The organism is Pseudomonas sp. o96-267 (assembly GCF_003935465.1).
Classification (GTDB): Bacteria; Pseudomonadota; Gammaproteobacteria; order Pseudomonadales; family Pseudomonadaceae; genus Aquipseudomonas; species Aquipseudomonas sediminis.
The window spans coordinates 63866-83318 of record NZ_RHQP01000012.1 but is presented as its reverse complement, the minus strand read 5'-3'; the positions used below and the strand labels follow the sequence as shown (position 1 = coordinate 83318).

18 protein-coding genes are annotated in these 19453 nt (G+C 63.4%); 11 read left to right on the top strand and 7 right to left on the bottom strand.

Going from position 1 to position 19453, the window contains the following annotated elements:
- Positions 1–10: 10 nt before the first annotated feature.
- A complete protein-coding gene (locus EGJ86_RS25600) occupies positions 11–838 on the top strand; it encodes a methyl-accepting chemotaxis protein (protein WP_370605062.1) in 828 nt (275 codons plus the stop codon).
- A gap of 183 nt (positions 839–1021) precedes the next feature.
- On the opposite strand, the gene EGJ86_RS10595 is transcribed toward EGJ86_RS25600, so the two are convergent.
- Genes EGJ86_RS10595 through EGJ86_RS10580 form a run of 4 tightly spaced genes read right to left on the bottom strand, consistent with a single transcriptional unit; the run spans position 1022 to position 4795 of the window.
- Positions 1022–2098, bottom strand: coding sequence for a polyamine ABC transporter substrate-binding protein (locus tag EGJ86_RS10595; protein WP_125835079.1), 1077 nt, complete (start codon positions 2096–2098; stop codon positions 1022–1024).
- Positions 2099–2145: 47 nt separating this feature from the next.
- Positions 2146–2487 carry a cupin domain-containing protein gene (locus EGJ86_RS10590; protein ID WP_125835078.1) on the bottom strand — a complete coding sequence of 114 codons (342 nt, stop codon included), beginning with the start codon at positions 2485–2487 and terminating at the stop codon, positions 2146–2148.
- A gap of 34 nt (positions 2488–2521) precedes the next feature.
- A complete protein-coding gene (locus tag EGJ86_RS10585) occupies positions 2522–3928 on the bottom strand; it encodes an FAD-binding oxidoreductase (protein WP_125835077.1) in 1407 nt (468 codons plus the stop codon).
- A 45-nt stretch (positions 3929–3973) separates the two neighbouring features.
- Positions 3974–4795: a nuclear transport factor 2 family protein gene (locus EGJ86_RS10580; RefSeq protein WP_125835076.1), complete on the bottom strand. Its 822-nt coding sequence runs from the start codon at positions 4793–4795 to the stop codon at positions 3974–3976.
- Between the two features lie 118 nt (positions 4796–4913).
- Here EGJ86_RS10580 and EGJ86_RS10575 point away from each other — a divergent pair, with 118 nt between their 5' ends.
- The gene (locus EGJ86_RS10575) at positions 4914–5141 is read left to right on the top strand and encodes a DUF2970 domain-containing protein (protein WP_099524039.1); all 228 of its coding nucleotides are present in this window, start codon (positions 4914–4916) and stop codon (positions 5139–5141) included.
- Here the strand turns inward: EGJ86_RS10575 and EGJ86_RS10570 are convergent, their stop codons facing one another.
- A complete protein-coding gene (locus EGJ86_RS10570; RefSeq protein ID WP_125835109.1) occupies positions 5142–6170 on the bottom strand; it encodes an ABC transporter substrate-binding protein in 1029 nt (342 codons plus the stop codon).
- Between the two features lie 465 nt (positions 6171–6635).
- On the opposite strand from EGJ86_RS10570, the gene EGJ86_RS10565 reads away from it, so the two are divergent.
- The 3 genes from EGJ86_RS10565 to EGJ86_RS10555 all read left to right on the top strand — a co-directional run bounded on the left by EGJ86_RS10565 (position 6636) and on the right by EGJ86_RS10555 (position 9320).
- Positions 6636–8294 (top strand): nitrite/sulfite reductase, encoded by a 1659-nt coding sequence (locus EGJ86_RS10565; RefSeq protein WP_125835075.1) that lies wholly within the window; start codon positions 6636–6638, stop codon positions 8292–8294.
- Positions 8278–8775, top strand: a complete 498-nt coding sequence (locus EGJ86_RS10560) for a DUF934 domain-containing protein (RefSeq protein ID WP_125835074.1) — start codon at positions 8278–8280, stop codon at positions 8773–8775. Before EGJ86_RS10565 ends, EGJ86_RS10560 begins: the two co-directional genes overlap by 17 nt.
- A 143-nt stretch (positions 8776–8918) precedes the next feature.
- Entirely contained in the window at positions 8919–9320 is a 402-nt protein-coding gene (locus tag EGJ86_RS10555) for a transcriptional regulator (protein ID WP_125835073.1), read from the top strand.
- Between the two features lie 86 nt (positions 9321–9406).
- On the opposite strand, the gene EGJ86_RS10550 is transcribed toward EGJ86_RS10555, so the two are convergent.
- Both EGJ86_RS10550 and EGJ86_RS10545 read right to left on the bottom strand, forming a co-directional pair.
- Positions 9407–11089 (bottom strand): DEAD/DEAH box helicase, encoded by a 1683-nt coding sequence (locus EGJ86_RS10550; protein WP_125835072.1) that lies wholly within the window; start codon positions 11087–11089, stop codon positions 9407–9409.
- Between the two features lie 319 nt (positions 11090–11408).
- The gene (locus tag EGJ86_RS10545) at positions 11409–12188 is read right to left on the bottom strand and encodes a spermidine synthase (RefSeq protein ID WP_125835071.1); all 780 of its coding nucleotides are present in this window, start codon (positions 12186–12188) and stop codon (positions 11409–11411) included.
- Between the two features lie 134 nt (positions 12189–12322).
- On the opposite strand from EGJ86_RS10545, the gene EGJ86_RS10540 reads away from it, so the two are divergent.
- The 6 genes from EGJ86_RS10540 (at position 12323) to EGJ86_RS10515 (ending at position 19319) form a co-directional block, all read left to right on the top strand.
- A complete protein-coding gene (locus EGJ86_RS10540; protein WP_125835070.1) occupies positions 12323–13651 on the top strand; it encodes an NAD(P)/FAD-dependent oxidoreductase in 1329 nt (442 codons plus the stop codon).
- Positions 13648–14586 (top strand): bile acid:sodium symporter family protein, encoded by a 939-nt coding sequence (locus EGJ86_RS10535; RefSeq protein ID WP_125835069.1) that lies wholly within the window; start codon positions 13648–13650, stop codon positions 14584–14586. The genes EGJ86_RS10540 and EGJ86_RS10535 overlap by 4 nt, the downstream gene beginning before the upstream one ends.
- The gene (locus EGJ86_RS10530) at positions 14586–15368 is read left to right on the top strand and encodes an SDR family NAD(P)-dependent oxidoreductase (RefSeq protein ID WP_125835068.1); all 783 of its coding nucleotides are present in this window, start codon (positions 14586–14588) and stop codon (positions 15366–15368) included. Before EGJ86_RS10535 ends, EGJ86_RS10530 begins: the two co-directional genes overlap by 1 nt.
- Complete coding sequence (locus EGJ86_RS10525) at positions 15368–16108, top strand: sulfite exporter TauE/SafE family protein (protein ID WP_125835067.1); 741 nt, start codon at positions 15368–15370, stop codon at positions 16106–16108. Before EGJ86_RS10530 ends, EGJ86_RS10525 begins: the two co-directional genes overlap by 1 nt.
- On the top strand, positions 16105–17898 hold the full coding sequence (locus tag EGJ86_RS10520; RefSeq protein ID WP_125835066.1) for an amidohydrolase family protein: 1794 nt from the start codon (positions 16105–16107) through the stop codon (positions 17896–17898). Before EGJ86_RS10525 ends, EGJ86_RS10520 begins: the two co-directional genes overlap by 4 nt.
- Before the next feature lie 74 nt (positions 17899–17972).
- A complete protein-coding gene (locus EGJ86_RS10515) occupies positions 17973–19319 on the top strand; it encodes a class II 3-deoxy-7-phosphoheptulonate synthase (RefSeq protein WP_125835065.1) in 1347 nt (448 codons plus the stop codon).
- Positions 19320–19453: the final 134 nt, after the last annotated feature.

The following is a 19453-nucleotide window of genomic DNA, read 5'->3' as shown; positions in this document are numbered from 1 at the left end:
CGGTGACGTCATGGGCAGCTCGCGCCAGGTCCGCGAAAGCACGGCCCTGACCTCAAACGAGTCGGAACAGGCCGCGCGCCGCCTGCAGGAACAGCTGCAAGAGCTGGATCAGCTGGCCACTGCCATGCAGGAAATGGCCTCGACCGCCGAGGAAGTGGCGCGCAACGCCCAGGCTGCCGCCCAGGCCGCCGTTGCCGCCAACGAAGAGACAGAGAATGGCGTGCGCGTGGTGTCGCAATCCAGCGCAGCGATCCGCCATCTGGCCGACGAGATGGATGGCACCAGCCACGCCATCAACGAGCTGGCCAAGCTCAGCCACAACATCGAGTCGATCCTGCAGGTGATCACCAGCATCGCCGAACAGACCAACCTGCTGGCATTGAACGCTGCCATCGAAGCGGCGCGTGCCGGTGAATCGGGTCGTGGCTTTGCGGTGGTGGCCGATGAGGTGCGCTCGCTGGCTTCGCGTACCCAGCAAGCCACCCAGGAAATCCGCCAGATGATCGACCAGTTGCAAGGCGGTGTGCGTCAAGCTGAGAGCCGCATGCAGCAGAGCCGCGATACGGCCAGCAAGACGGCCGAAGACGCTGGCGCAGCCAACGACATGCTCGGCCGCATCCGCGAGGCGATCACCCGCATCAATGACATGAACCTGCAGATCGCCACCGCAGCCGAGGAGCAGAGCGCGACCACCGAGGAGATCAACCGCAACACCACCAACATCCGTGACATCAGCCACGAACTGGCTGGCGGCGCCGAACAGCAGGTGCGTCAGTGCGGCTCTATGGTGGAACAGGTTGGCCAGCAGGATCGCCTGCTGGGCCGTTTCAAGGTCTGATGCCGGGATGATCTTGTCGTAGGAGCGAGGCCTGCGCTTTTTGTTCGCGAGCAGAGCTCGCTCCTACAGGAAAAGATAACGCCGCGAACCTGCAAAGGCTTGCGGCGTTTTTTTTGTTTCAGAGCTGCATCAGGAGGTTCTGAAAAACTCACGGTCACTCCCGCGAAGGCGGGAGCCCAGCGCTCATACGCCGCTCTTGACCTTGCTCCAGATGCGCGTGCGCACCCGGTCGATCTTCAGCGGCATGGCCTCCAGGGTGTACAGCTTGTCCATCACCGCCTCCGGCGGGTACACGGTCGGGTCGGCTTTCAGCGCCGGGTCGACCAAACCATCGGCCTTGGCATTGCCATTGGCGTACTTCACATGATTGCTGATGGCCGCCATCACTTCTGGCTGCAGCAGGTAGTTCATGTAGGCATAACCACCCTCCTCGTTGCCGGCATCGACCGGCATGGCCACCATGTCGAACCAGATCGGCGCGCCTTCCTTGGGAATCTCGTACTGGATCTTCACCCCGTTACCCGCCTCAGCGGCGCGGGCGCCAGCCTGCATGATGTCGCCGGAGAAGCCGACCGCCATGCAGATCTCGCCGTTGGCCAGGTCACCGACGTACTTGGATGAATGGAAGTAGCGCACGTTCTTGCGCATTTCCATCAGCAGCGCTTCGGCGCGCTTGTAGTCCTCGGGGTTCTTGCTGTGATGTGGCAAGCCCAGGTGATGCAAGGCGATCGGTAGCATTTCCGGACCGTTGTCGAGGATGGCGACGCCACACTCATTGAGCTTGGCCAGCTTGGCCGGGTCGAACAGGACGTCCCAGCTGTCCATCTTCACGTCATCGCCCAGCACCGCGCGCACCTTGTCGACGTTGTAGCCGATCCCGGTACTGCCCCAGAGATAAGGGAAACCATGCTCGTTGCCCGGGTCGTTCACTTCCAGCGCCTTCATCAGCACCGGATTGAGATTGTTCCAGTTCGGCAGCTTGCTGCGGTCGAGTTTCTTCAGTGCACCGCCCTGGATCTGCCGGGCCATGAAATGGTTGGAGGGGAACACCACGTCATAACCAGAGCGACCGGCCATGAGCTTGGCGTCCAGCGTCTCGTTGCTGTCGTAGACGTCGTAATGAGTGCCCAGGCCGCTGCTCTTCTCGAACTGCTTGAGGGTGTCCGGGGCAATGTAATCGGTCCAGTTATAGATGCGCACGCTGTCAGCGGCATGGGCGGTGCCGGCCAGGATCAGGCATGGCAGAAGTTTCTTCAGCATGGGATACCTCGTGAGTTGTTGTTCTAGGCAGTACTGAAAAGGCTGATTCAGAAGATCAGCACGTAGGTTTTGCGCACCGTTTCTTGTATGTCCCAGATGCCGAGGGTATTGGCCGGCATCATCAGCGCGTCGCCGGCACGAATCTCGATGGGCTCGCCGCCGTCCGGGGTGAAGGTGCAACGTCCGGCGACGAAGTGGCAGAACTCCTGCTGCACGATCTGCCGGCGCCAGCGCCCCGGCGTGCACTCCCAAATACCGGTTTCCACGCCATCACTGCGCTCGACACTGGTAGTCGACGTGATCGCCACCGGCTCGCTCAGGGGGACGGCGACCGGATTGGACTCGTCCAGAGCGACGTTGGGGGTGTTGCGAAAATGGGTGATGTTCATTGGTACACCGGATAAAGGAACGGCTGGCATTCACTCAGCCCATCAGGCTTTCCATACGGGCCGCCACCGCTTGCGCCAGACGCCGGCGCCAGGCCGGGCTGCGCGGGTTGGCGAGGACTTCGTCCTCATGGACGAAGCTGCGGATGATCGCGTTGTAACCGAGCCAGCGGCAGGGTTCGGGCTCCCAGCGCCTCAGGGTGGAAATCGGGCTGTCGCTCAATACCCAGGGCTGGCGCAGCAATTCGCTGTCACGCCCGAGAATCAGGTCGGCCAGGGTGCGCCCGCCGAGGTTGGTGGCACCAACGCCCTCGCCGCCATAACCGCCAGACAGCGCGATGCGGCTGCGCGTGTCGCGCAATATGTGCGGCTGGAAACGCCGCGCCATACCCAGATTGCCGCCCCAGGAATGGGTGAAGCGCACATTGCGCAACTGCGGGAAGATTTCCCCCATCAGGTAGCGGCGCAGACCCAGCTCGTCTTCAGTGAGATTGAAATCGCTGCGCAGGCGTCCGCCAAAGCGGTAGCCACCGCGCGCACCGAAGATCAGACGGTCATCGAGGCTGCGCTGGCCGTAGGTGACCTGACGGCTGAATTCGCTGAACGCTTGCCCACGCTCCAGGCCGATACCAGCCCAGACGTCCGCCGGCAGCGGCTCGGTGGCTACGATCAGGCTCTGCACCGGCAACTGGTGATTGCCCAACGGCGGCAAAGTAGCGGCGTAGCCCTCGATGGCCGGCACCACCCAATCAGCCGTGACCCGGCTGTGAGCCGTGCGCACCAGGCCGGGCTGCCAGTCGATCACCGGGCTGCGCTCGTAGAGCTCGACACCGAGACCCTCGACGCAGCGCGCCAGGCCCCGCACCAGCTTGGCCGGCTGGATCGTCGCGCAATGCGGGCTGTACAGCGCGCCGTAGGCATTGGCCACGCGCAATTGGGCGGCCAATTCGCTCGGCGGCAGCCAGCGGTAGTCGTCTTCGCTCAGACCCAGCGCACGCAATTCTTTGAGGTACTCCCGCAGGCGCACCTCCTGCTCGGGATAGCGCGCCGCGCAATACAGCACGCCGCCCTTGCGCAGGTCGCAGTCGATGCCCTCGCGGGCGACCACCGAGGCCACTTCATCGGGAATGCCGTGCAACAGGTCGAAGGTTGCCTTGCGCTCGGACGCAGGCAGGCCGGCCAACAAGCGATCCTCGCCGAGCAGGTTGCCCATCAACCAGCCACCATTGCGCCCAGACGCACCGAAACCGGCGGTCTCGGCTTCCAGAATCACCACACGCAGCTGCGGCGCCTGACGCTTGAGGTAATAGGCTGTCCATAGGCCGGTGTAACCCGCGCCGATGATCACCACGTCGGCATGCAGCTCGGCTTGCAGGCTGGGCCGCGCCTGCAGCGGATCATCGAGCTGATCCATCCACAGACTGATGTTGCGCCAGTGATTCATCCACGCCTCCGTCATCAATCGATGACCCAAGGCTAGTCGTGGCGATCAGTGATTGTCTTGTGTGCGTGCCCGCGCGGAAATCTGCTTGAGGTAGGCCTTTGGCGACAGCCCGGTATGGCGCTTGAAGCAGCTGTAGAAGGCCGACAGCGAGTTGAAACCCGCCGCAAAAGCCAGCTCATCGATACGTCTGAGGTCGCTGCCCGCCTGCAAACCTTCGAGCAGGTACTGCAGGCGGGCGCGGTTGACGTAGCGGTAGAAGCTCTCGCCCAGCACCTGGTTGAGCAGGTGGGAGATCTGGTTACGGCTGTAACCCGTCGCTGCTGCCACCTGCTGCAGGTCCAGTTCAGGGTCGAGAAACGGCTGGCTGCGCTGGAAGTAGTCCTGCAGGTCCTGCGCCAGTTGGCCGAGCTGGCGGGTCGACAGCCCCAGGCGGCTGATGGCCGGGCGTGAACTGACAGCCTCGCCGGCGCCACTAGCCTCACGCACCAGCGTGGCGTATTCGTTGATGCGCCAGATCAACCCATCACGCACGGTGATGGCTTCACCAGTGCGGAACGACACCAGTCCTTCGCCACCCTGCAGGCTGGTGCAGTACTGGATGAACGCGGTATGGCCGTCGATGCGGATACGGTCGACATGCTCCAACAGCTCGCCAGGGCGGCGCGGCAGGTTGTTCTCGACGTACTCACGCAGTTCGCTCAGGCGCATGCAGCGCTGCTGATAGAAGTCGTTGTACTCGATCTGCGGGTGATACAGCGCCATTACCGCGTCGAGGTCGCGGTGCTTCCAGCTCAGGTGGTAGCGCAGGATGGTTTCGCGGGTGCGCTCGGTCTGCGCGGCATCGTCAGGAAAGAGATCGTCAGGCATGGTCAAGGTCGGTGGTCAGCGCTCGCGCAGATTGCCTGATTCGCCGCAGCCAGCCTAGCCCCTCGTGCTGGCGTGGCGGTTGCGGACTATGCTTGCAGGACCGACGGAGAGGCTGACCATGAGTGATCAGGACAAAGACCCCCAACAGGCCCCGCTGACCCTGCGCGAAATGCTGCATAGCGTGCTGGCCGCTGCCCTTGGCGTACAGAGCGGGAAGAACCGTAGCCGCGACTTCAGCCGCGGCAAGCCCAGCCACTTCATCCTGCTCGGCGTGCTCTTCACCGCCTTGTTCGTGGTTGTATTACTGGCAGCGGTGAAACTGATCCTGCACCTGGCGACCGGCTGATCACTCCAGCAGGGAGGCGACCGAGCAGTCGTAGCGCGACTGCTCCGGGTGCTTGAGCAGGCTGAACTGACCAAAGTCCAGGTCGATATCCGGCCGGGCGAGGCGTTTCAGCAGTTTCTCCGACTGCGTCCTATCGATTACGCGCAGTAGAGATGCCACCTGGCTTTCGCCGCCGCGCGTAATGAAATCCAAATCACGGGCATGGTCATTGAGCATCACCATGGCGCAGGCTCCGAGGATGAAGTGGCCGCTCGCCAGCACATCGATTCGCCCATCGATATGCGCCTGCAGCACCCGAGTCGAGTTGTTCAGGGCCGCATAGCGCAGATCTCTGCCCAGCTCATCAGCCGCACGCATCACGCCAAATGCCATTGCATCGTTCGCAGACCAGACCAGACTCACACCTGGATAGCGCGGCAAAAGGCTTACCGCCTGCTCATAGGCGCGTTGCTCCTGCCATTCACCGTGCACGGCCTGCATCAACTTGATCTGCGGCGCCTCATTCAAGGCCCGCTGCAAGCCCGCCAGACGCAGGATGGAGGATGGCGTTTGCTTGACCCCGGAAAACGCCAGCAACTCGGCTGGCTGTCCCTCAGTGAGGGCGATCAGGTCACGCCCCATCAGGTACCCGGCCTCTTCATCATTGGGTACCAGACTTCCCAACCAGTTGCGATGGCGCTCGCGACTCCCACCGATCAGTGCCTGTTGTTCGTCAGTCAGGGTGCTATGAAGAGCAAACAGCTTGACCGCGCTGTTCTCGAACAAGCGCAACACCACTGGCCCCTGAAATTGCTCGTTGGTGAAGATCAGATAATCGGGATGCTCGCCATCGAGCACCTGCCGAGCATTGGCCAACATCCGCACAGGATCGCGCTCGCCATGGAGCACCTTGAGCTCCATGCCAAGATCGTCGGCGGCGTCCTGCATGTAGCGGGAGTAATCGCTCCAGAATGGCTCGTCGGAATAGCCGGGATTGAGGAATATCACTAACGGCGCACGAGGTTGTGCTGTCACCGATGCGCAGCACAGCAATAGCCACAGGCCCAATACCCATCGGATCACGGCACCCCTCCCCAATTAACCGGGGCGCAGTATAGGGCGCAAATGAAAAAAGGCCGACCGCTAATGCACGTCGACCTTTATCCTCACTGTCCGCTGACCCAGAAGACCGCAGTACCTACCGCAAGAAGTATCAGGCAAAAGATCGCCCAGGCATCGATGACGCTGTCGGAATTTTCCACTTCGGTATGTTCGCTCATGGTTCCCCCTCTTCTTGTGCTTTTGGGTGACGCACACTGCATTTAAGACCAGCCTGAGCCATCGCTCAAACCATCTGGTTATGCTCTGGGGCAGTCTTATTCCTTAAACTCAGGTTTATATATTCAAACATCACTTTTACGCATAAACCTGAGCTGGTATCGTGCCCCGGCTCCTCGGGGAGTGCGCGGCCGTGCGCGCTGATTGGCAGTAAGTAGCCTGAAAACAGGACCCTTCATGTACGTATATGACCAGTACGATCAACAGATCGTCGAGGATCGCGTCAAGCAGTTCCGCGATCAAACCCGCCGCTATCTCTCCGGAGAACTGAGCGGCGAGGAATTCCGTCCGCTGCGCCTGCAGAACGGTCTGTATATCCAGCGTTTCGCGCCCATGCTGCGCGTCGCCGTGCCTTACGGCCTGCTGTCGTCCGCCCAGGTTCGCGTGCTTGCACGCATCGCCCGTGACTACGACAAAGGCTATGCCCACATCAGCACCCGCCAGAACGTCCAGTACAACTGGCCGGAGCTGGAGGACGTGCCGGAGATTCTCGCCGAGCTGGCCACCGTGCAGATGCACGCTATCCAGACCAGCGGCAACTGCATCCGCAACACCACCACCGACCAGTTCGCTGGTGTGGCCAAGGACGAGATCATCGATCCGCGTCCCTGGTGCGAAATCATCCGTCAGTGGTCGACCTTCCACCCCGAGTTCAGCCACCTGCCGCGCAAGTTCAAGATTGCCGTCAACGGCGCCGTGGGCGACCGCGCTGCCATCGAAGTGCATGACATCGGCCTGGAAGCGGTGAAGAACGCAGCCGGCGAGCTGGGCTTCCGTGTTTCCGTCGGTGGCGGCCTGGGCCGTACCCCGATCGTCGGCAGCTTCATCAACGAATTCCTGCCGTGGCAGCACCTGATCAGTTATCTCGACGCCATCCTGCGTGTGTACAACCGCTATGGCCGTCGCGACAACAAGTACAAGGCGCGCATCAAGATTCTGGTCAAGGCGCTGACCCCGGAAGTGTTCGCGCAGCGCGTGGACGCCGAATGGGCACACCTGAAAGATGGCCCCAGCACCCTGACCGAGGCTGAAGTGGCCCGCGTTGCCGCACACTTCGTTGATCCGGCCTACTTGGCCCTGCAGGACGAAGACGCCCTGCTCGCCCAGCAGAACGCAGAGCATCCTGGCTTCGCCCGCTGGCGCGAGCGCAACACCTTCGCCCACAAGAAGCCTGGCTACGTTGCCGTGACCCTGTCGCTCAAGCCCACCGGCGTGGCGCCAGGCGACGTTACCGACAAGCAGCTCGATGCCATCGCCGATTTGGCCGATCGCTACAGCTTCGGCGAAGTGCGCAACAGCCATAACCAGAACATCATCCTTGCCGATGTCGAGCAGCGTCAGCTGCTGACACTGTGGGGCGAGCTGCGCGAGCAAGGCTTCGCCACGCCGAACGTCGGTCTGCTGACCGATATCATCTGCTGCCCGGGTGGCGACTTCTGCTCGCTGGCCAACGCCAAGTCGATCCCGATTGCAGAAGCCATTCAGCGTCGTTTCGACGATCTCGACTACCTGTTCGACATCGGCAATATCGACCTGAACATTTCCGGCTGCATGAACGCCTGTGGTCACCACCACGTTGGCCATATCGGCATCCTCGGCGTCGACAAGAAGGGCCAGGAGTTCTATCAGGTCTCGCTCGGCGGCAGCGCCGGCCGTGACGCCAGCCTGGCGCAGATCCTCGGCCCATCCTTCGCCGAAGCGGACATGGCCGATGTGATCGACAAGATCATCAAGGTCTACGTCGAACAACGCACAGAAGAGGAAAGCTTCCTCGATACTTACCGCCGCGTCGGTATCGACCCGTTCAAGGAGCGCGTCTATGCAGCGAATCATTAAGAACGGTCAGGTGGTCGACGAAACCTGGCACCTGTTGCCCAAGGACGTGACCCTGGACGTCATCCCCAACTGCGACGACATCATCGTCCCGCTGGCCCTGTGGCGCGAGCATGCTCACGCCCTCAAGGCCCGCGACGGCGGCCTCGGCGTGTGGCTGGAAGCTGGCGACGAGATCGAGGAAATTGCCGATGATCTGGCGCACTTCCAGGTGATCGCCCTGGAGTTCCCGGCCTTCACCGACGGCCGCCACTCCTCCACCGCCTACCTGCTGCGCACTCGCTATGACTACAAAGGCGAAGTCCGCGCCATCGGCGACGTCCTGCGCGATCAGCTGTTCGCCCTGCGCCGCGTCGGCTTCGACGCCTTCGCCGTGCGTGCCGACAAGGACCCGTACGATGCGCTGAAGGCCTTCGAGGACTACAGCGAGGTGTACCAGGCTTCGGCCGATCAGCCGCAACCGCTGTTCCGTCGCCGCGCCTGATCCACCGCAGCTGAAGCACCCAAAACGCCCCGACTGGTTCGGGGCGTTTTGCTTTGTGCATCTACGCTCGATCAATTCAGGTCGAACCGTGGCCCATCTCTGGAGTCGGACCCTATAAGTCCATCGCATAGGGAGAGACAGCCATGAAGCATGATTGGGACCTGATCGAACGCCTGCTGCATGAGGCGCAGAATTCCGCTGGCAAGCCATTCGCCCCGCGTCGCTACGCCGAAGACTTGGCTGCGGAACAAGAGAATGCGGGCGATCCCGTGCAGGACCTCGACCACCTGCGCGCGGAGGCCGCTCGCTACGAAGCACGTCTACTGGAAAATGGCTTTATCGAGCCGCGTCCAGAAGACCAAGGCGGCAACGGCGAAAACTTCGTGCTGACAGCGCGCGGCGCGCAACTGCTGAGCATGCTCGACAGCAGCATCCCCGGCAGCGAGCACCCGCGTGAAGTGCTCGACGAAGCCGGCGAAGCGGCGTTGACGCCCGAGGTGTTCGACCGCCTGGCGCCCAAGGCTAATCTTAGTGAAACCAGCTAACCAGTCATCGCGCAAATAAAAACGCCGCGCCCCCGAAAGGGCGCGGCGTTTTGCTGATCCTGTGACAAGGCATCAAGCCTGGCGGATCAATCCTCGCGGTAGCGACGCAGTTTCAGCGCCTTGCCAGCAACGCGGGTGTCTTTCAGCTTGCCCAGCAGACGGTCCAGACCGTCTTCCGGCAGCTCGACCAGGCTGAAGGTCTCGCGAATCTGGATACGACCGATCGCTTCGCGAGCCAGACCACCTTCGTTGAGGATGGCGCCGAGCAGGTTCTTCGCAGCGATACCGTCGCGAGTACCCAGCGCAGTGCGGCAACGCACGCGACCTTCGGTCAGCGGTACCGGCGCACGGCGCTCGCGGTATTCGCCGCGCTCACCACCACGCTCGCCATCACGCTCACGACGCTCACGCGGAGCACCACCAACGCCCGGCACCAGCGGCTGCTCGCGCTCGACGGTAGCCAGATCCAGCGCCTGACCATTGGTGGCCTTCTTCAGCAGTGCAGCGGCCAAAGCGCGCGGGCTGCAGCCAATGTCGGCAGTCAGACGGTCGAGCAGGTCACCATGGCTGGCTTCGGCATCGGCCACCAGCGGCGCCAGGCTGCTGGTCAGTTTCTTGATACGGGCATCGAGCACTTGCTGGGCGTTCGGCAGCTTGACCTCTCCGACCTTCTGCCCGGTGACGCGTTCGATCACCTGCAGCATGCGGCGCTCACGCGGGGTCACCAGCAGCAGCGCACGGCCATCGCGACCAGCGCGGCCGGTACGGCCGATACGGTGTACGTAGGACTCCGGGTCGTATGGCATGTCGACGTTGAACACGTGGGTGATGCGCGGTACGTCGATACCACGAGCAGCAACGTCAGTCGCGACGACGATGTCCAGGCGGCCATCCTTGAGCGACTCGATCACGCGCTCACGCTGATTCTGGGCGATGTCGCCGTTCAGCGCAGCGGCCTTGAAGCCTTTGGCTTCCAGGGCAGCAGCCAGGTCCAGAGTAGCCTGCTTGGTGCGTACGAAAGCGATCAGCGCGTCAAAATCCTCGACTTCCAGCAGGCGCAGCACGGCGTTGGTCTTCTGATCGGCATGGATCATCAGGTGCGCCTGCTCGATACGCGAGACGGTCTGGGTCTTGGCTGCGATCTTGACGTGTTGCGGTTCGCGCAGGTGCTTTTCGGCGATGGCACGGATCGAATGCGGCAGCGTGGCGGAGAACAGCACGCTCTGGCGGCTTTCCGGCATGGCTTCGAAGATCACTTCGAGGTCATCCATGAAGCCCAGCTTGAGCATTTCGTCAGCTTCGTCGAGTACCAGATGCTGAATGGTGGACAGCACTTTCTCGTCACGACGCAGATGGTCGACAAGACGACCCGGGGTGGCAACGATAACCTGAGCGCCCTGGCGAATGGCCTTGAGCTGCGGACCCATGGGCGCGCCGCCGTATACGGCAACGACGTTCAGGCCAGGCATCTGCTTGGAGTAGGTTTCGAAGGCGGTGGCAACCTGCAGGGCCAGCTCACGAGTCGGCGCCAGGATCAGCACTTGCGGCTCGCGCTTGGCCGGGTCGATCTTCGACAGCAGCGGCAGCGCGAAGGCTGCGGTTTTACCGGTACCGGTCTGCGCCTGACCGATCATGTCGTGGCCGGCGAGAATCACCGGAATGGCCTGCGACTGGATCGGAGACGGCTCTTCGTAACCAACGGCGGTCAGAGCGGCGAGAATATTGGGGTGAAGTCCGAGCGCGGCGAAGCCGCCGATTTCCTGGGTCATGGGTCTGCCTCAAGTGCATCCGCAAAGACCCATGTTCCAAAGCTGCGCATGCCGTGTAAGACCTTTTGGGTCACCCTGGCAGCCTGGTCGGCGGGGATTTGCGAAAACGTGATGAAAGTGAATCGTCAAGGATAGTCCGCTGGGGACTGGCTGCCGGGTTTAATTTCCCGGGCGAGTTGCGCTACCTGAACGTGGCCAGAAAATTGGCCGGCGCGCATCATACCGGAAATTCCTGACCAAGGTGCTGTTTTTTATCCTTACATGTCACCCCGCAGGGGCTTTTCTAGAGCTTTGCGCAGTTTTTACGCCGGGCGGCGCATCAGGTAGCCGGGCGCAAGGCCGCGATCAACGGTTGCAGCGAATAACCCAGGCGTGGTGCCAGTTCGCCAGCACGCATCTGCAGGCGTCCCAGGTCCAGCCTCTGCTCGAGGTCGGCGGGGATCAGCAGCACCACGTTGCCCTCCTTCACCGGGCACTCCCAATAATGGCGATGGTAGAGACCACGCAGCAGTGCCGCGCCAAGCGGCTTGCCGTCGTTGCCTGCCCATTGGTTGATGATCAGCCAGCCGCCTGGGTTGAGTTTTTCGCGGCAGCGCTCGAGAAAGCGCCAGGCCAGATGCCCGGCGCCCGGCCCCTGGTCGGTGTACAGGTCGAGAAAGATCAGATCGGCGGTTTCCGCGCTGTCCAGCAGCTCGGTGGCATCACCGATGCGAATGGTCAGCCGTGGATCGTCGTCGAGCCCGAGAAACTCCATGGCCAGGCGCGGCACGTCCGGTCGTAGCTCGATGGCCTCGACGTCCTCCAGCGGCAGGAATTTCAGGCAAGCCTGGGTCAGGTTGCCGGCACCCAGCCCCAGGAACAGCGCGGTTTCCGGCTCATCGTGGCACAGCGCGCCCAGCAGCATGGCGCGGGTGTAATCGTACTCCAGCCAGCTCGGATCGCCCTGGAACACGCAGCTCTGCTCGATGGCATCGCCGAACTCGAGAAAGCGGTAGGCGCCGATCTGCACCACACGGATAACCCCGAAGGCATCGCGCACTTCGGCCAGCAGAACCTCGTCCTGCAGCTGCAACTCGTCGTCCGGCGGCAACCCTGGCATCGAAACCTCCCCACAGTGACATCCCGTACCACAACAACCGGGCTAAAGGCGCCGATTGTCATTGAAGCAGCCGCCCCCGGTCACGCAATAATTCCAACACTTGCGCTGCACTCATAACAATAACGAGGTTCGCCATGTACGCCATCATAGGTGCCGGCCCCATGGGCCTGTGCACGGCACGGCAATTGAAGAAGTACGGCATCGATTTCGTCGGCTTCGAGCTGCACAGCGACGTTGGCGGCCTGTGGGATATCGATAACCCGCACAGCAGCATGTACCAATCGGCGCACCTGATCTCCTCCAAGGGCACCACCGAATTTCGTGAATTCCCCATGCGCGCCGAGGTGGCGCCCTACCCGCACCACAGCGAAATGCGCCGCTACTTTCGCGACTACGCCAGGCAGTTTCGTCTCTACGAGCATTACCAGTTCGACACCCGTGTGCTGCAGGTGCAGCGCCAGCAGCATGGCTGGAAGCTGATCAGCGAGCGCAACGGCGAGCAGCGCGAATGGCACTTCAAGGGCGTACTGATCGCCAATGGCACCCTGCATACGCCCAACCTGCCGCGCCTGCCCGGTGATTTCTCCGGTGAGTTACTGCACTCCAATGCCTACAAGAGCGCGGATATATTCGCTGGCAAACGGGTACTGGTGGTCGGCTGCGGCAACTCAGCCTGCGATATCGCCGTCGATGCCGTACACCGCGCCGCCTCGGTCGACCTCTCGGTACGCCGTGGCTATCACTTCCTGCCCAAATTCATCCTCGGCAAGCCCACCGACACCTTCGGCAGCGCGATCAAGCTACCGCGCCGCCTCAAACAGCTGGTCGACGGCCTGCTGGTGCGTGCCCTGGTCGGCAAACCCTCGCAGTACGGCCTGCCCGACCCGGACTACCGCCTGTACGAATCCCACCCGGTGATGAACTCGCTGGTGCTGCACCATATCGGCCACGGCGATATCCACCCTCGGGGCGACATCCAGTCGGTGAGCGGGCAAGGCGTGACCTTCGCCAATGGCGAACAGGCCGAGTACGACCTGATCCTCATGGCCACCGGCTACAAGCTCGACTACCCCTTCATCGACCGCAACGAGTTGAACTGGCCACAAGAGGCCGGTGCACCGCAGCTGTACCTCAATGTCTTCCACCCCGAGCACGACGACCTGTTCATGCTCGGCATGGTCGAAGCTTCCGGCCTGGGCTGGCAGGGGCGTGACGAGCAGGCGGAGTTGGTCGCGCTGTATATCCGTCAATTGCAGGCTGGCAGCGCCGCCGCTCAGGCCCTGCGCCAGACCATTCGTGCTCGAGCCAGCCAGCGCCTGGATGGCGGCTATCGCTACCTGCACCTGGAGCGCATGGCCTATTACGTGCACAAGGACAGCTATCGTAGACGCATAGCCGAACACAGCGCCGCCCTGCGCCATGAGCTGGCCAACGACGGCGTACTCGCCGCGCAGGGAGCATGAGCATGGAACAGGTCAATATCGCCTTCGACCCGAGCAGCCTGGTGCTGATCAACCTGATCGTCGCGTTGATGATGTTCGGCGTTTCCCTGGATTTGCGTGCCGAGGACTTCCGGCGCATCGCCCGCGCGCCCAAAGCCCCGGTGATTGGCATGCTGGCGCAATTTCTGCTGCTGCCGGCACTGACCTGCGTGGCCTGCTGGGCCCTGGCCATCGAGCCACAGCTGGCGCTGGGCATGACCCTGATCGCCGCCTGCCCAGGCGGCAGCTTCTCCAACATCATGACCTGGATGGCGCGCGGCAACGTCGCGCTGTCGGTGAGCATGACCGCCGTTTCCAGCGTCGTCGCCAGCGTGCTGACACCGCTCAACTTCGCCCTGTACGCCTGGCTCAATCCACACACGCGGCCGTTGCTGACACAGATCGAACTGGACCCGCTGAGCTTGCTGCTGCTCGTACTGCTGGTGCTCGGTTTGCCTCTGCTGGCAGGCATGTGGATCGGCCGACGCTTCCCGCAACTGACGCCGAAAGTGGAAAAGCCCCTGCGCCTGTTCGCCTTGCTGGTAATGCTCGGTTTCGTCGCACTGGCGTTCAGCCGCAACCTCGAGCAGTTCACTCGGCATTTCCATCTGTTCTTCTGGCTGGTGGTGGCGCACAACGCCCTGGCGCTGAGCATTGGCTACCTCAGCGCACGCCTGAGCGGGCTACCGGTGGCAGACCGCCGCGCCCTGACACTGGAAGTGGGCATCCAGAATTCGGCGCTGGGTCTGGTGATCATTTTCACCTTCTTCCCACAGGCCAGCGGCATGTTGCTGATCGCTGCATTCTGGGGTTGCTGGCATCTGGTCTCCGGCCTCAGCCTGGCCTGGCTCTGGTCACGCAGGCCACCCGAAACCAGCGCTGCGCTGACACCTTTGTCCAGCACAGGAGAGCGATGATGCGCGTGGTCCTCATCACTGGCGCCGCCAGCGGCCTCGGCTGGCAACTGGCGCGCGCCTTTCACGCACGTGGCGATGCCCTGCTGCTCACCGATATCGACGCCAGTGGTCTCGCGGCTCGCGCCGATGAACTGGGCAGTGAGCGCGTGCTGGCCCTTGCTGGCGACATCACCGACCCCGAGTTGCATGCACGCCTGATCGACGGCTGCCGGCAGCGCTTCGGCCGGCTGGACGTGCTGATCAACAACGCCGGCATCACCCACCGTTCGCCCACGCTGCGCACCGATCCCGCGGTATTTCGCAAGGTCATGGCGGTGGACTATCACGCACCGCTGGAACTGACCCTGGCCGCCCTGCCGCTGCTGCGTGAACGCCGCGGCCAGGTGGCCGCCATCGGCTCCATGTCCGGCTGGATGCCGGTGCTCGGCCGCGCCGGTTACTGCGCCGCAAAAAGCGCCCTGGGCCAGGCCTTCGAGGTGCTGCGCGCCGAGATCGCCCGTGACGGCATCGGCCTGCTGATGGTCTATCCGAGCTTTCTCGATACCCCCATCGACCGCAATGCCCTGGGCGGCGATGGCAAACCGGCCGGCCATGCTCGCTCGACCATTGGCAAGATTCGCGGCGCCGACTGGATGGCAAGCCTGATTCTCGAGGCACTGCAGCAGCGCCGCGAACGCCTGTTCCCTGATCGTGGCAGCTGGCTGGCGAGCCTGCTCTGGCGCCTGGCGCCGGCGCTTTACCACCGCAAGATGAGCCAGCGTTTCGCCGGGGAGATCAGCTGATGGCCCTGGCGCCCTACGCCCTCGGCGGCTTCATTTTGCTGGCCTACACCCTGGAAGCCGTCACCGGCTTTGGCAGCGTGGTCATCGCCCTGTCGCTCGGTGCATTGCTGCTGCCCATCGATCAATTGCTGCCGATTCTGGTGCCGCTGAACATCTGCATGACCGGCTACCTGGTGCATCGCCACTGGCGGCAGATCGACCACCGCCTGCTGCTTGGCACTCTGCTGCCCGGGATGCTTATCGGCACGCTGCTCGGCTATTGGCTGCTGCCTTATCTGGACACCCACGCGTTGAAGGTCGGCTTCGGCGCGCTGATCATCTGGTTCGCCGGCCGCGAGCTGTGGCGGCTGCGCCGGGTGAGCGCACTGCCACAACGCCCGACCTGGCTCACCCGCCTCATTACCCTGGCTGCCGGCCTCAGCCATGGCCTGTTCGCCTCGGGCGGCCCCCTGCTGGTCTACGGCCTGGCCGGCACCCAACTGGACAAAGCACGGCTGCGCGCCACTCTGGTCACGGTCTGGTTCACCCTCAACAGCCTGCTTACCCTCGCCTTTCTGCTCGACGGCCGCCTGCTGCCGGCGCTGCCTCAGGTGCTCACCTACGCCCCGCTTCTGCTGCTCGGCGTGTGGCTGGGCGAACGCCTGCATCGGCGCTTCGACGAGCGTCATTTCCGCCTCGCCATCTACATCCTGCTGTTGGTCACCGGCATCCTGCTGCTGGCGCCCTGGAGACTGCCATGAGCTACGACATCATCATCAACAACGGTCTGTACTTCGACGGCACCGGCGCACCGGGGACAATCCGCCATATCGGTATCCGTGACGGCAAGGTCGAGGTACTCAGCCTCAGCCCGCTGGCCGAGGCCGGTTGCCCCAAGGTGATCGACGCCAAAGGCCACTGGCTCACTCCCGGCTTCCTGGAGATCCACTCGCACTACGATGCCGAGGTGATCGCCGCCCCCGCACTGAAGGAGTCGGTGCGCCATGGCGTCACCAGCGTGACCATCGGCTCCTGCTCCATCAGCATGGTGCTGGCCGACGCCGAGGACTGCTCCGACCTGTTCACCCGCGTCGAAGCGGTGCCGCGCGAGTACGTGCTGCCGATCCTCAAGGAGAAGAAAACCTGGCGCGACGCCGCTGGTTATCGCGCCTTCTACGACCAGTTGCCGCTGGGGCCGAACGTCAATTCCTTCCTCGGCCATTCCGAACTGCGCGCGGCGGTGATGGGCCTGGAGCGCGCCACCAGCCGGGTGACGCCGAGCGACGCCGAACTGGCGCGCATGGAGCAACTGCTCGAAGAAGCGCTGGACGCTGGCTGTATCGGCCTGTCGGTGATGACCACGCGGCTGGACAAGATGGACGGCGACCGCGCCTGGTCCAGACCGTTGCCGTCGACCTTCGCCAGTTGGAAGGAGTTCTCTCGCCTGTTCGCTGTGCTGCGGCGGCGCGGCGCGGTGCTACAGGGCGCGCCGAACGCGGTGACCAAGGTCAACGTGTTCGCCTTCCTCTGGCAGGCCCACGGCTGGTTCAGGAAACCGCTGAAATGCACCATGCTGACGGCGCTGGATCTCAAGTCGCAGCCACTGCTGCACCGGTTCACCCGCCTTTCCGGCTGGTTGGCGAACAAGGTGCTGCGCGGCCACTTCCGCTGGCAGACCCTACCGGCGCCCTTCACCCTGCGCCTGGAAGGGCTCAACGTGAATGCCTTCGAGGAATTCGGTGCCGGCGAGATCCTGCGCAACATCAAGGACCCGGATGAGCTCTACGCCAAGGTCAAGGAGCCGGCGTTCCGCGCCCTGTTCAAGAAGCAGGTAAAGGCCGTACTGACCAAGGGCCTGTGGCACCGCGACTTCTCCGATTGCTGGGTGACCGAATGCCCGGATGCCAGCCTGGTCGGCAAGAACTTCAAGCAACTGGGCCAGACTCGCGGCCTGGATGCGGTGGACGCCTACTTCGAACTGGCCTGCCAGTACCGCGAGGCGCTGAAGTGGACGACCTGCTACGGCAACCAACGCGAGGCGATCATGCGCAAGCTGCTGGCCAGCCCCTGGACACACCCCGGCTTCGCCGACTCCGGCGCGCACCTGCGTTCCATCGCCCAGTACAACTTCCCGCTGCGTTTTCTCAAGTACGTGCGGGACGCCGAATTGGCCGGCGAGCCATTCATGGAACTGGGCAAGGCGGTGCGCCGCTGCAGCGGTGAGCTGGCCGACTTCATCGGCGTCGATGCCGGCTACCTGCGCGTCGGTGATCGTGCCGACCTGGTGCTGATCGATCCCGCCGGGCTCAACGATACGCTGGATGAACTGCACGAAGCGCCGATGGAAGTGCTCGGCCTGGTGCGGGTGGTCAAACGCAACGATGCAGCGGTCGCGCTGACCCTGATCAACGGCCGTATCGCCTATCGACGCGGCCAGGAATACCCGGATGACCTGGGCAAGGCGCAGCGCTACGGACGCTTCCTGCCAGCGCGTGATTTGTCGCCGCGCACGCTACCCGAGCGGGCATTCGAGCCTGCCCCGGCGTCATGAGCCAATACACGTAGGGGCCGCGGGGCTTATCGGTTACCATGCGCCTCCGCCTGATCAACCGCTAGAGACGCAGCATGTCCAACGCCTGGAGCCCCGAAAGCTGGAGGGCCAAGCCCATCCAGCAGCAACCTGAATACCCTGATGCCGCGCACCTGACTCGCGTCGAGCAAACCCTGGCCGGCTACCCGCCGCTGGTATTCGCTGGCGAGGCGCGCGAGCTGCGCCGCCAGTTCGCCGAGGTCACCCAGGGCCGCGCATTCCTGCTGCAGGGCGGCGACTGCGCCGAGAGCTTCGCCGAATTTTCCGCCGCGAAGATCCGCGACACCTTCAAGGTGCTGCTGCAGATGGCCATCGTCATGACCTTCGCCGCGGGCTGTCCGGTGGTCAAGGTCGGGCGCATGGCCGGCCAGTTCGCCAAGCCGCGCTCGTCCGGCAGCGAAACCATCGATGGCGTCACCCTGCCCGCTTACCGTGGCGACATCGTCAACGGTATCGGTTTCGACGTCGCCAGTCGCGTACCCGATCCGGAACGCCTGATGCAGGCCTACCATCAGGCCACCGCCAGCCTCAACCTGCTGCGCGCCTTCGCCCAGGGCGGCTTCGCCGATCTGCACCAGGTGCACCAGTGGAACCTCGACTTCATCGCCAACTCGGCGCTGGCCGAGAAATACCACCAGCTCGCCGGTCGCATCGACGAAACCCTGGCCTTCATGCGCGCTGTGGGCATGGACAGCGCGCCGCAACTGCGCGAAACCAGCTTCTTCACCGCTCACGAAGCGTTGCTGCTGAACTACGAAGAAGCCTTCGTCCGTCGCGACAGCCTCACCGGCCGCTGGTACGACTGTTCGGCGCACATGCTTTGGATCGGCGACCGCACCCGCCAGCTGAACGGTGCACACATCGAATTCATGCGCGGCATCGAGAACCCCATCGGCGTCAAGGTCGGCCCGAGCATGGACCCGGACGAGCTGATCCGCCTGATCGACGCCCTCAACCCGGACAACGATCCGGGTCGCCTCAACCTGATCGTGCGCATGGGCGCGGACAAGGTCGAAGCACACTTCCCGCGTCTGCTGCGCAAGGTCAAGGAAGAGGGTCGCCAGGTGCTGTGGAGCTCCGATCCCATGCACGGCAACACCATCAAGGCCAGCAGCGGCTACAAGACCCGCGATTTCGCGCAGATTCTCAGCGAAGTCCGGCAGTTCTTCGCTGTGCACCAGGCCGAAGGCACCTACGCCGGCGGCATCCATATCGAGATGACCGGGCAGAACGTCACCGAGTGCATCGGCGGTTCACGCCCGATCACCGAGGACGGCCTGTCCGACCGCTACCACACCCACTGCGACCCGCGCATGAATGCCGACCAGTCCCTGGAACTGGCCTTCATGATCGCCGAAACGCTGAAGCAGGTACGCCGCTGACCCTCAGCGGCCCGGGCCCCGGGGCCGGGGCGCCCCCGGGGGGCCGGGATTTATTGGGGGAGCGGGGAAATGGCGCCCCCACCGCGGGCCCCGGGCGGGGGCCGGGAGGGGGACCAGGCCCGGGGGGGCCGCGG

Coding starts and splice junctions, on each gene's coding strand:
- EGJ86_RS25600 (WP_370605062.1), top strand. CDS start 11: ATGGGCAGCTCGCGCCAGGTCCGCGAAAGCACGGCCCTGACCTCAAAC.
- EGJ86_RS10595 (WP_125835079.1), bottom strand. CDS start 2,098: ATGCTGAAGAAACTTCTGCCATGCCTGATCCTGGCCGGCACCGCCCAT.
- EGJ86_RS10590 (WP_125835078.1), bottom strand. CDS start 2,487: ATGAACATCACCCATTTTCGCAACACCCCCAACGTCGCTCTGGACGAG.
- EGJ86_RS10585 (WP_125835077.1), bottom strand. CDS start 3,928: ATGAATCACTGGCGCAACATCAGTCTGTGGATGGATCAGCTCGATGAT.
- EGJ86_RS10580 (WP_125835076.1), bottom strand. CDS start 4,795: ATGCCTGACGATCTCTTTCCTGACGATGCCGCGCAGACCGAGCGCACC.
- EGJ86_RS10575 (WP_099524039.1), top strand. CDS start 4,914: ATGAGTGATCAGGACAAAGACCCCCAACAGGCCCCGCTGACCCTGCGC.
- EGJ86_RS10565 (WP_125835075.1), top strand. CDS start 6,636: ATGTACGTATATGACCAGTACGATCAACAGATCGTCGAGGATCGCGTC.
- EGJ86_RS10560 (WP_125835074.1), top strand. CDS start 8,278: ATGCAGCGAATCATTAAGAACGGTCAGGTGGTCGACGAAACCTGGCAC.
- EGJ86_RS10555 (WP_125835073.1), top strand. CDS start 8,919: ATGAAGCATGATTGGGACCTGATCGAACGCCTGCTGCATGAGGCGCAG.
- EGJ86_RS10550 (WP_125835072.1), bottom strand. CDS start 11,089: ATGACCCAGGAAATCGGCGGCTTCGCCGCGCTCGGACTTCACCCCAAT.
- EGJ86_RS10545 (WP_125835071.1), bottom strand. CDS start 12,188: ATGCCAGGGTTGCCGCCGGACGACGAGTTGCAGCTGCAGGACGAGGTT.
- EGJ86_RS10540 (WP_125835070.1), top strand. CDS start 12,323: ATGTACGCCATCATAGGTGCCGGCCCCATGGGCCTGTGCACGGCACGG.
- EGJ86_RS10535 (WP_125835069.1), top strand. CDS start 13,648: ATGAGCATGGAACAGGTCAATATCGCCTTCGACCCGAGCAGCCTGGTG.
- EGJ86_RS10530 (WP_125835068.1), top strand. CDS start 14,586: ATGCGCGTGGTCCTCATCACTGGCGCCGCCAGCGGCCTCGGCTGGCAA.
- EGJ86_RS10525 (WP_125835067.1), top strand. CDS start 15,368: ATGGCCCTGGCGCCCTACGCCCTCGGCGGCTTCATTTTGCTGGCCTAC.
- EGJ86_RS10520 (WP_125835066.1), top strand. CDS start 16,105: ATGAGCTACGACATCATCATCAACAACGGTCTGTACTTCGACGGCACC.
- EGJ86_RS10515 (WP_125835065.1), top strand. CDS start 17,973: ATGTCCAACGCCTGGAGCCCCGAAAGCTGGAGGGCCAAGCCCATCCAG.